This is a genomic window from Dictyobacter formicarum, from assembly GCF_016587435.1.
The window spans coordinates 112766-124767 of the sequence record NZ_BNJJ01000009.1; the positions used below are offsets into that span (position 1 = coordinate 112766).

Sequence of the window (12002 nt, forward strand, 5' to 3'; positions counted from 1 at the left end):
TGTGGCGAAAATGATTTCAGTATACTAGAAAGGTTTTACATAACTACATGCTATGTGCAGTATAGCACTTGTATAGTCAGAAGTGAAGAGCAAAGGCCATAATTGCATGCTCATCCTCTTGCGGATTGGAAACCTATGTTGTATTATATAGCCGGTTCGCACTCTCTCAATTAGAGTGCTAAATAGTAGAAGGTCGCGAAAACACGGCTTTCTTGCACATATACACACTGAACAGGGAGGACATGGAGTATGTCAACAAAGCTTCAGCCACTTGGTGATCGCGTGGTAGTCAAGGGCCTGGCCCGCGAGACCGTTACGCGCAGTGGTATTGTACTGCCAGATACAGCAAAAGAGAAGCCCCAGGAGGGCGAGATCCTGGCAGTTGGTCCCGGCAAAGTTCTGGATAATGGCAAACGCACAACGCTCGAAGTAGCGGTTGGGCAGCGTGTATTATTCGCCAAATATGCTGGCACCGAAATCAAAATCGACGGCCAGGAGTATTTGATCCTCCGCGAGAGCGACATTATGGGAATTGTGGAATAGGTCTATTGTTTTAGTTAGGTTGTATCAGAGGAGTAAATTTCGTGGCAAAACGAGTACAGTTTGATGAGAAGGCGCGCTACTCCCTCAAAAAGGGAATGGACACGGTAGCTAATGCGGTCCGCGTAACAATTGGACCAAAGGGGCGCAATGTAGTGCTAGACAAAAAGTTTGGCGCTCCCACAATCACGAACGATGGTGTCAGCATCGCTCGCGAAATTGAGCTACCTGATGCATTTGAGAACATGGGTGCCCAATTATTAAAAGAGGCCGCGACCAAGACCAACGACGTCGCTGGCGATGGCACCACCACAGCAACCGTGCTGGCTCATGCAGTAGTCAACGAAGGTTTGAAGAACCTGGCAGCTGGTGCGAACCCGATGATTCTGCGCCGTGGTTTAGAGAAGGGCGTTGAGGCCGTTATTACCGAGATCAAATCTCTGGCCAAGCCTGTTGAGACCCGCGAAGAGATCGCCCAGGTAGCAGCAATCTCAGCTGGCGATGCCGAAATCGGCAACCTGATCGCAGAAGTGATGGAGAAAGTCGGTAAAGACGGAGTCATCACAGTCGAAGAGGGCCGTGGTATCACAACCGAGAAAGAATACACCGAAGGCATGCAATTCGACCGCGGCTTTATCTCGCCCTACATGGCTACCAATGCCGAGCATACAGTCGCCGAATTGAATGATCCCTATATCCTTATCACCGACAAAAAGATCAGCGCCATTGCAGACATCCTGCCAATCCTCGAAGCAGTTCTGCAGACTGGCCGCAAGGATCTAGTAATCATCGCCGAAGACATCGACGGAGAGGCCCTGGCAACCCTGGTGGTCAACAAAATGCGTGGTGCCTTCAACGTACTGGGAATAAAAGCTCCAGGCTTTGGTGATCGCCGCGAGGCCATGCTGGAAGATATCGCCATCCTGACCGGTGCCACAGTCATCACCGAGAAGACCGGTCTGAAATTGGAGAACGCCACCCTGCAAGACCTCGGTAGCGCTCGCACCGTCACATCCAACAAAGAGACCACCACCATCGTTGAAGGTGTTGGTGATCACTCGGGCATCCAGGCCCGTATCGCTCAGATCCGCATGCTCATCAACGAAACCACTAGCGACTACGACCGCGAGAAGCTCCAGGAGCGCCTGGCCAAACTGGCTGGTGGTGTTGGTGTGATTCGCGTAGGTGCCGCCACCGAAGTGGAAATGAAAGAGAAAAAGCACCGCGTTGAGGATGCCCTCTCAGCCACACGTGCCGCCATCGAAGAGGGTATCGTCCCTGGTGGTGGTTCCGTACTGGTCGCGGCCATCTCAGCCCTCGACAAAGTGCAGGCTCCAGCAGGTGACGAGGCCACAGGTGTCAACATCCTGCGCCGCGCCCTCGAAGAGCCACTGCGCCAGATCGCACACAACGCGGGTAAAGACGGTGCCGTAGTCGTAGCCGGTGTGCTCAACAGCCCCCGTGGTTACGGCTTCAACGCCCTCACCAACGAATATGTCGACATGGTCAAAGCTGGCATCATTGATCCGGTGAAAGTGACCCGTTCCGCCCTGCAGAACGCCGTCAGCATCGCCAGCATGGTGCTATCGACCGACACTCTGATCAGTGACATCCCTGAAGAGACCCCCGCTGCTCCTGCTGGTGCTCCTGGCATGGGTGGCATGCCCGGTATGGGCGGCATGGGAATGATGTAATCAACTAACAAACATCACCTCTGTGCAGTGAACCAATAAATGAAGTCCATCTGACCAAGTTTCCTTGGTCAGATGGATTTTTCTTCTCTACAGACATAGCCAATCTTTCCCCAAAATTTAACGCCCCCGCGTCTTAGATTTCAACCAGCCATGGCATCTTTTACAAAGAATCTAAGCGCAGTTAGAGATCCTGAGAAGGGCCAGCAAGCAGGATGAAGGCCACTTTATGATATGGTAGAATAGCTACTAGAGTTTCATCACTTAAATACGATGAAAATGAAAGGAGATCTGATCACGCCTATTAATTTTCATGCGGAAGAAATTCGCAATACATATGCTGCGCGCCAGGCTACTGGAACCTGGAAAACACTGATCAATCACACAGTGGAAGTACAAGGTCGCACGGTTGCTGATATCGGTTGTGGTGGTGGCATCTACGCCAAAGCACTGGCCGATATGGGGGCCGCCCATATTACCTGCATCGACTCATCTGAAGTTATGCTGAGCGATGCCCAGAGCACACTGAAGGCGCACAACAACATCAGTTATGTCAAAAGCGATGCCCTACAAATTCCGATAGAGGCACAACAGTTTGATATCGTACTAGAACGCGCCTTAATTCATCATTTGAAACGTGAAGAGCTGAGTGTGAATTTCGCGGAAGCGTTACGTATCCTTAAGCCAGGCGGCATCTTGATTGTACAGGACCGAACTCCGGAAGATTGCCTGTTAGCGGGAAGTCAGACCAATATTCGCGGCTACTTCTTCACCCGCTATCCAAAACTGGCGCAGCAAGAGATCGCGCGCCGCCATGATAACGCGACCGTCATGAGTGCGCTCCACCAGACTGGTTTCCGTGTCATTGAGAAGCGCCAGCTCTGGGAAACACGGCAGGTTCACAACAACTTTGCCACGCTAGAATATGATCTCAAGGCACGCACGGGCCGCTCAATCCTTCATGAATTGAATGACTCCGAACTAAACGATCTCTGTGAATACATCCACCGACAAATTGATGGAGACAGTCAAGCTATTGTAGAACAGGATCGCTGGACGATCTGGAGTGCAATACGCTAAGTGGCCTCGCTCGTCAGAATCTTTCTGACGAACGAGACCCGGCAAGCATATTTATAAAGCTCTTCAAGAAAACACCTCTTACTGCCAGCCGTTGCAGTTAAAGATTTTCGATCTCCACCGGCTCAATTGGCTCAGCAAGATCAAAGTGAAAGACCTTCGAATAGAAGTAAAGCTCCGCCTCCAGGGAACGCTTAATATTCTCTGCACGGCGGAAACCATGTTGCTCACCCTCAAAAGGCAGGTAAGCAACCGGCACCTTCTTGGCTCGCAACGCATCAACCATCATCTCAGCCTGGCTGGGAGGCACAATCTTATCCTCAAGGCCCTGGAAAAAGATCACCGGACAAGAAAGCTGATCCGTATAATTGATAGCGGACCGCTCAAAGTAGAGATCTTTCTTTTCAGGATAGGGGCCAATCAAGCCATAGAGATAATGCGACTCAAACTTATGGGTATCATGGACAAAAACGTTAAGGTCGCTGACACCAAAATGGCTGGCGCCCGCTTTAAAGGTATCGCGGAAAGTCAAAGCGCATAAGGTAGTATAGCCACCAGCGCTACCGCCCTGGATGGTCAAACGATTGCCATCAACCAGACCACGCTCCACGAGATACTTCGCAGCATTGACGCAATCATCAACATCCACAACACCCCACTGTCCCTTCAAACGATCCCGATAGGCACGCCCATAGCCACTGCTACCACCATAGTTAACATCCACCACCGCAAAACCCCGGCTCGTCCAGAACTGCGTGTTCAGCTTCAAAGTAGACGATGCTGAACTGGTGGGGCCGCCATGGCTAATAACCAGCAGTGGCGGCAGCTCCCCCTCGGGAGCCGTAAAGTCAGCATTCTTCGGCGGATAATAATTAGCATAAGCCGTCAAGCCATGTTCAGTGGGAAACTCGATCAGCTGGGCATCAGAGATATAGCTGGTATCAACCACAGCAGATTGGGCGCGACGCAACACATCAAGCTGGCCAGTAGCAATATTCAGACGCACAATCGCGCCCGTGGAGGTAGCGGAAGCAGCCAGAAAGAAGGCATATTGAGCATTCGCTCGCAGGCCAGCTACCGAAGTGAATGGCAGAGAAATGGGAGTTAACGTGCCGGACCGGGTATCCAGATAGGCCAGCGAAGAGCCAGCGGGACCGCCATACCAGCAGATAATCTGATCGGCAGACACAAAGCTATAGGTAGACTGCCCAAAGACCCAATGAGGAGTGCCAAACTCAGCCTGCATGGGGCAGACCGCTTCAACCTGCATATCCACCACCCGGTAAAGGTTCCACCAATTGGTGCGATCAGACACAAAGTACAGCACACCATCAGGAGACCACGACGGCTGGAAAATAGACTCCTCAACGCCACCCGCCACACGCCGGGCGCTATCCACAAAGCCATGCTCGCCCAGATCGGCCATCCACAACTCACAGCCATCCCATGGCATATTAGGATGATTCCAGGTCAGCCAGGACAACTGCGAGCCATCAGGACTCAAACGAGGTGCCGCATAGAAATCATTGCCAGCCTGTAAGATTTGCAAACCATCATTGGCATCCCCATTAAGAGGAACACTGACCAGCATATTGACCGCTTCACGCTCAACGTTGGTATGGTCTTCACAAACACAAATCAGACGCTGGCGCCGCCGATCCACCACCATATCGGCATAGCGACGGTTGATAGCAGGAGTCATAGCCACCGGCTCCGAACCAGGAGTCACGCGATAGAGACGCTGATCCGCGAAATTAGAAAAATAGAGCGTACCATCGCTCACCACATAATCACCGCCACCATATTCATGCACACGGGTACGAGCATTAAACGTCTGCGGAACCAGGTCCGTCAATGTCCCATCGGGAGAACGGCGCACCACCACATTGCGGCCATTTTCAGACGGGCGTCCCTCAATCCAATAGATATCATCGCCATCCAAATCAGTAAGGCCAAAGCGGATTGTCTCGCCAACGATAAGATCCGTCGTCACCGGCGACTTCCAGGACCCATAAGGTGCTATCTTCGTATTTGCCATAGTATTCCTTTCCCCAATGTTATCAAGAACTGGATATACAAGCGAATGTATTCCAGTTAAGCAATATAGTTTGATGATTTAAGACACAATAGAAGACAATTAAGGTGTTATGTATTTTTTGATGCATAACTATGTTGGGATGCTGGCACCTGAGCATCAGCATGTTTTTCATTATATCATCAGCTTCGGACTCTATCTATGATGGGGAAATCGGGCGCAAGGCCCGAGCCTATGGGGAGCGGTGGTGGGCGGAGAGAGGAAATGGGTGTTGTGCCAGGTTAGCACAACACCCATTTCCGGGTTATTTGAGGAGGGATTGGGCAGCCTGTTGGAGCTGGGGGAGCCAGAAGGGGAGGATGACTCCGGTAACCAGGGTGCCGAGAGCGGCGATGCCGATGGCGACCCAGGACCAGCCTTCTAACTCGTGAGTGGGCTCTTCAGCCGTTGCAGTGGTCGGGCGTGGCGTGGCAGCAATTGTAGTGCTGACAGGCTTCTCGGCCACTGCGGTAGCGCCACGAGTCGAAGCGGCACGCGCATGACCATCCGATGTAGTCCTGGTTGTGGGTCGAGGCGTAGCGGGTATACGTCCTGGGGCAGCGTGAGTAGCAGCCGCATGGCTCTCTTCGCGTTCCTCCATGAACATAGTCGCAATGAAGCGCAGGTAGTAGTAGATACCCAGTACACTGGCAACGACACCGATAATGAGCAGTTCTGGATGTCCTCCAATCAGGGCGGCGTAGAACAGGTAGTATTTGGCGGCAAAACCGGCCATCGGCGGAAAGCCGGCCAGGGCCAGTAGGAAGAAGGCCAGCAGGCCAGCCAGCCAGGGCCGACGATACCATAGGCCACGCAGATCGGCCACCTCATAGCCGGTGTTGTCGATCCGCTCCAGCAAGGAAACGACGCCGAACGCACCAATGTTCATGAACAGGTAGCAACTCAGGTAGAACAGGGCAGCCGAGGCGCCAATATGATTTTGCTGAGCGGCCCCACTCACTACTACGCCAATTAAGAGGTAGCCGCCATGAGCAATGCTAGAGTAAGCCAGCAGGCGCTTGATGTTGCCTTGTCCCAGAGCCATCACATTGCCTAACACCACCGTCAGAACAGCGATGGCCCAGACAACCGGCAGCCAGCTACTCTGCACCGATGAAAGCGCAAAACCAAAGACGCGTATAAACGCCAGCAGAGCAGCGACCTTGGTGCCAACCGACATAAAAGCCGTCACCGGAGCAGGCGCACCCTGGTAGACATCGGGGGTCCAGGTCTGGAATGGTACCGCCGAAACCTTAAAGGCAAAGCCGACCGTCAGCAGTCCAAGGCCAACAAGCAAGAGGAGTGGAGCCTGACCGTGAGCCTGAGTCAGGACAAATTTTTGCACATCCACAAAGCTGGTATGGCCAGTGGCAGCATAGATCAAGGCGATACCATACAGCAGGAAAGCCGACGCAAACGAGCTGAGCAGGAAATATTTCATACCCGACTCTTGCGAGGTCTGGCGCTGATCGATAAAGCCACACAGGATATAGAGGGCCAGAGAGAACATCTCCAGGCCCACAAAAACGATCAAGAAGCTAAGCGCGCCAGCCATCAGGAGCATACCAGTCATCGCCAGCAAGAGCAAAGCATAATACTCACCCTGGTGCACCAATTGCAAACGCTTCAAGTAAGCCGGAGAAAGCAGGATACCCAATCCACCGGCAATCAATATAATCAAGTCCGCATATAGTGTTCCAGCATCAGCCCCCAGCATATTATTAAAAACAGAGGCTGGAGGTGTCACAAAGAACAGAGTGATAGCGGCGGCCATAGATCCCAGCACACCCAGCAAAGCCACAGCGGGCAGCACCGTAAAATTAGCGGGACCGCTATGCTTCGATCGCTCTCCCTCGTGTGGCAACACCAGATCCACCAGCATCAGCACCAGGGCCATCACCACCAGGACCACCATAGGCGCAATTCCCAACCAGTCTTTGGAACTGGCAACATAGTTAAATGTCATAGCAAGGTCCCTCTATCTGGCAAAAGCGCTGCTCAGCGCCTGCATGGCATTGGCAACCGAAGGATCAATGATCCCGGTTAAGAAAGCAGGCTGCACGCCAATATAAAAGATCAAGACGAGAAGTGGAATAAGTACCCAGAACTCACCCAGGCTGAGGTCACGCAACGTACCCTTGCGCAGAGCGGTACCGACGTGTCCCTCGGTAACTGGCGTCCCCCACATTACACTGATGAAGAAACGCAGCATATACCAGGCGGCTGGCACCACCACCAGAGTTCCTAAGACACCCAGGGTCATATTCGAACGGAAAGCACCCAGCAAGGATAAGAACTCGCCAGTAAAGCTATTCAGGCCGGGCAGACCCAGCGAAGAAAGCGCGGCAATAAACATCACCGCCGCCAGCCAGGGAATACGTCCGGCCAGACCACCGTAATCGCGCAGTCGACGCGTTCCCGTACGAAACTCCAGGAAACCAGCGATCAAGAAGAGGCTAGTGGTCGTAATACCATGGTTGACCATCTGCAAGACCGAGCCGGTCACGCCCTGAGCATTGAAAGCGAACAGGCCCAGCATAATCACCCCGAGGTGACTGATACTCGAATAACCAAGCAAGCGCTTGACATCGGTCTGGACCAGCGCCAGCACAGCGCAGTAAAGGATACCGACCACAGCCAGCACATTAACATAGGGAGCCAGCGTTTGAATAGCCTGCGGGAAGAGCGGAATGCACAGGCGCAGAAAACCATAGACACCAGTTTTAGACATAGCGCCCGCCAGCAAAGCAGAAACGGGAGCTGGTGCCTCGCTATAAGCATCGGGCAACCAGTTATGGAAAGGTACCAGAGGTACCTTAACCGCAAAGGCAGCCGCAAAGGCCAGCAACAACCAGAGCTGGATATTGCCATCCAGCACGCCACGGCAGGTAGTGCTGGTGTTAAGGAGCTGGGAAAGCTCAAGGGTATAGCCACAGCTACCACCGGCCGCCAGCTGATGATAATAGCCAACAGCGATAATGCCAACCAGCATCAAAAAGCTACCAACCGAAGTAAAGATCACGAACTTAAAGGCTGCATAGACACGGCGCTCGCCACCCCAGCTACCCACCAGGAAATAAGCGGGAATGAGCATTACTTCCCAGAAAATGTAGAACAGGAACAGATTCGAGGCCAGGAAGACACCCAGCATACCGCTCTCAAACAGGAGCATAAAGGCCATATAATTCTTGACCTTCTGCTCAATGCGGAACGAAGCACCGATACAAACCGTCGTCAACAGAGCCGTCAGGCACACCAGCACCAGGCTAATTCCATCCATGCCCAGGCTGTAGTTAATGCCCAGCGCCGGAAACCACGGCCAGCTCTCATGCAAGAACGAAGAGCTAAAGAGACTGACCTGATTCTGCAGATAGGTCAGCACCAGAGCCAGTACCAGCAGCAACTCAACCAGCGCCAGGCCCAGCGCCGTAATGCGAATCGCTTTGATCCGCTCACGTGGGAAGAAGAGCAGAGCCAGTCCACCCAGGAGGGGAAAGAAAATGACCGCTGAGAGAAAGAACATAGCCGCTACCCCCTCACCGCATAGTACACAATAATTACGACAACACCCAGAAGAATACCCAGCGCATAATTGCGCATATAGCCGGTCTGCACACGCCGCAGGACCGCGCTGGTACCACTGAAAGCCTTAGAGATACCACGACTACCACCATCGAGGACATCGCCCTCCAGATAGCGGGAGAAGCCACGGCCTACGGTCTGCACAGGCTTGACCAGCACAGCATTCAAAGCCTCATCCACATAATATTTGTGGAAAACCAGTTGATAGAGAGGATTTGTATTCTCCTTGAAGGCAAAACCCTTTCCATAGAGACGCCAGGCTCCAGCGATCCCCAGTAGAGCCACCACCAGGCTAATGATGGTCGAGGTCCACGCCAATCCCACTGAGGGTTCATTAACGTGGTTGGCAACCGCAGGCTGCAAGAAACTAGTCAACGGCGACCAGCCAGGAGCCCCAAAGAGGGCCATCGAACCGATAAAGCCACCAATAACCGAAAGGACGGCCAGGATGATCAGCGGAATCGACATCACGGGCTGCACATCGTGGATGGCGTTGTAGCGCACCGGGCCACCATGGTGATGGCCGGCGGCCGCGGCCTCTTCTTCCTCAACATCATCGAACTCGCTATGGGTGGTCACCACACCGCGATAGTCACCGGCGAAGATACCGAAGAAGAGACGGAACATATAGAAAGCCGTCAGACCGGCGGTAACGATACCAACGATCCACAGCACATAGTACCAGACATTGCCAGACGAGGTGGCCGCAGCCAGTACCGACGCCAGAATATCGTCCTTACTCCAGAAACCTGCCAGTGGGAAGATACCGCTGATAGCCAGAGCCGCAATCAGGAAGGTAATAGCGGTCGCGCGCAAGCGACCCCAGAGGCCACCCATCTTGCGCATATCCTGCTCGCCGGCCAGGGCATGAATTACCGCACCGGCACCGAGGAAGAGCAAAGCTTTAAAGAAAGCATGGGTCACGAGGTGGAAGATGCCACCGGTATAGTTCTGCACGCCCTCGGCCATAAACATATAGCCCAGCTGGCTAATCGTCGAATAGGCCAGCACACGCTTGATGTCCAGTTGAAACAGAGCAATGGTCGCCGCATAGAGGGCGGTGGCGCCACCAATGCCAGCCACCACATTCAGAGCAACCGTAGACTGATCGAAAATAGGATGGGCGCGCGCCACCAGGTAGACGCCAGCCGTGACCATAGTAGCGGCATGGATCAGCGCACTGACCGGGGTCGGGCCCTCCATAGCATCCGGCAACCACATATAGAGTGGAAGCTGAGCCGACTTGGCCGCACAGGCTACAAAGAGCAGCAGAGCGATCGCCGTGCTACTGGAGCCAAAGTTATGGCCTAGTACACCGGTATAATCCAGGCGACCAGCGCCAAGGAAGATCAGGAAAATGGCCAGCATCAGGCCAAAGTCACCGATCACATTGACCACAAACGCCTTCTGGGCGGCCGCAATCGCCGAGCGCCTCTGATACCAGAAACCGATCAGCAAATAAGACGCCAGGCCTACCAGTCCCCAGCCTACCAGCAGGAACAGGAAATTGTCCGCGATCACCAGAGTCACCATAGCAAAGATGAAAAAGTTCAGGTAGGCAAAGAAGCGCCAGAAGCCGGGATCGTCAGCCATATAGCCCGCTGAATAGATATGGATCAGCAGGCCAACGCCCGTCACCACCAGCAACATCGTCATCGACAGAGGGTCCAGCCGCGTCCCAAAGTCCAGAGAAAAGGAGCCGGCACCGATCCAGTGATAGACGACCTGGTCGCTGATGCGCTGAGTGGCGGGAGTGCCCAGCATAATAAAGAAGTTGATAGCGGACACCAGGAAGGCCAGACCACAGGCCCCCCAGCCGACCGTCAGGATTGCCGTCCGTGGCATAAACCTGCCCGCCAGGCCCAGGACTATAAATCCGAGCAAGGGGAGCACGAGCACCCATAGACTTAGATTTGCCATAGTTAGCCTCGCATTATATTCATCTCGTCAACATCGATGTTGCGGCGCTTGCGGTAGATGGAGACGATCAGGGCCAGACCAACCACGACTTCAGCGGCGGCGACCGTCAGCACTAAGAAGACAAACATCTGCCCGTCGGCAGAGTCTAGAAAATGTGATAGGGCCACAAACGATAGATTGACGGCGTTCAGCATTAGTTCAATAGACATGAAGATAATGAGTGGGTTGCGTCTGATGAGGACGCCGGTCACTCCAATCGTGAACAATACGGCGCTCATTATCAAATAAGCAGATAATGGCATTGTTCTCTCCTTATCGTAACCGTAGGTGCGGGGCTTGCCCGCTTCATCCCCTCCCCGTTCGAAACGTCCACAAAGGGCGCACCGACAAATGTATTCGATGTTGACGTGCGGCGAGGGTTAAAGCGCCCGCAAGGGGCGCACCTACGCGATTCCTTTTTCTTGTTTGTTAATTGGTACGGCGTCCGAAGACGAGGGCGCCGAGGATTGCGACAACAATGAGCAGGCTGGTGATCTCGAAGGGGAATAGGAAGCCATGAAAGAGGGCCATGCCGAAGGCCTGGGTGTCTCCATGGAACTTTATTACGGCTTGCGAGAGACTGTCGGCAGTGTCTGCTTTAGCTCCGGCTGTCTGGGCTCCGGTAAAGAGCAGATAGCTTAAGGAGGCGACGAGCACAAGGCCGAGTAAGCCACCAACGATACGTTGCCAGGGTATGTGATCCTGCAGGTCGGATTCGCTCTGATCAGGGGCCAGCATAGTGACGACGAATAGGAAAAGAACCATAATAGCGCCGGCATAAATGAGTATCTGGACGACTGCGATGAACATTGCCTGCAGTTGTAAGTAAAATAGTGCCAGGAACAGCAGCGTGAGGATTAAGCTCAAGGCGCTGTGGACGGCGTTTTTGAAGGCGATGACGCCGATTGCCGTGGCAACCGTGGCGACCGCCAGCACAATAAACGATACGATTTCGAATGTCATATCATCTTCCTCTACGACCCCCCGGAAGCGGGAAGCGGGGGCAAGCCCCGCACCTATGACCTCCGGATGAAGGGGACAAGCCCGGAAGCGGGGGCAAGCCCCGCACCTACGACCGA

Annotated in this window: 9 protein-coding genes; 3 read left to right on the forward strand and 6 right to left on the reverse strand. The window is 53.6% G+C overall.

Translation table 11 applies throughout. The features are described 5' to 3' along the window. Nucleotides 1-249 precede the first annotated feature (249 nt). From groES to JMI88_RS16970, 3 genes are all read left to right on the forward strand, one after another. A complete protein-coding gene (groES, locus tag JMI88_RS16960) occupies nucleotides 250-543 on the forward strand; it encodes a co-chaperone GroES (RefSeq protein ID WP_201363119.1) in 294 nt (97 codons plus the stop codon). Between the two features lie 41 nt (nucleotides 544-584). Beyond that, complete coding sequence (gene groL, locus JMI88_RS16965) at nucleotides 585-2234, forward strand: chaperonin GroEL (RefSeq protein ID WP_201363120.1); 1650 nt, start codon at nucleotides 585-587, stop codon at nucleotides 2232-2234. Nucleotides 2235-2510: 276 nt separating this feature from the next. Next, a complete protein-coding gene (locus JMI88_RS16970) occupies nucleotides 2511-3311 on the forward strand; it encodes a class I SAM-dependent methyltransferase (protein ID WP_201363121.1) in 801 nt (266 codons plus the stop codon). Nucleotides 3312-3408: 97 nt separating this feature from the next. Here JMI88_RS16970 and JMI88_RS16975 read toward each other — a convergent pair whose 3' ends face one another. From JMI88_RS16975 to JMI88_RS17000, 6 genes are all read right to left on the reverse strand, one after another. Beyond that, nucleotides 3409-5346, reverse strand: coding sequence for an alpha/beta hydrolase family protein (locus JMI88_RS16975; RefSeq protein ID WP_201363122.1), 1938 nt, complete (start codon nucleotides 5344-5346; stop codon nucleotides 3409-3411). A 301-nt stretch (nucleotides 5347-5647) separates the two neighbouring features. Then, nucleotides 5648-7348, reverse strand: coding sequence for an NADH-quinone oxidoreductase subunit N (locus tag JMI88_RS16980; RefSeq protein ID WP_201363123.1), 1701 nt, complete (start codon nucleotides 7346-7348; stop codon nucleotides 5648-5650). Nucleotides 7349-7360: 12 nt separating this feature from the next. Then, nucleotides 7361-8905 carry a complex I subunit 4 family protein gene (locus tag JMI88_RS16985; protein WP_201363124.1) on the reverse strand — a complete coding sequence of 515 codons (1545 nt, stop codon included), beginning with the start codon at nucleotides 8903-8905 and terminating at the stop codon, nucleotides 7361-7363. A 5-nt stretch (nucleotides 8906-8910) separates the two neighbouring features. Further along, nucleotides 8911-10884 carry an NADH-quinone oxidoreductase subunit L gene (gene nuoL, locus JMI88_RS16990; protein ID WP_201363125.1) on the reverse strand — a complete coding sequence of 658 codons (1974 nt, stop codon included), beginning with the start codon at nucleotides 10882-10884 and terminating at the stop codon, nucleotides 8911-8913. Nucleotides 10885-10886: 2 nt separating this feature from the next. After that, on the reverse strand, nucleotides 10887-11186 hold the full coding sequence (gene nuoK, locus JMI88_RS16995) for an NADH-quinone oxidoreductase subunit NuoK (RefSeq protein WP_201363126.1): 300 nt from the start codon (nucleotides 11184-11186) through the stop codon (nucleotides 10887-10889). 166 nt (nucleotides 11187-11352) lie between these two features. Beyond that, nucleotides 11353-11886: an NADH-quinone oxidoreductase subunit J family protein gene (locus JMI88_RS17000; RefSeq protein WP_201363127.1), complete on the reverse strand. Its 534-nt coding sequence runs from the start codon at nucleotides 11884-11886 to the stop codon at nucleotides 11353-11355. Nucleotides 11887-12002: the final 116 nt, after the last annotated feature.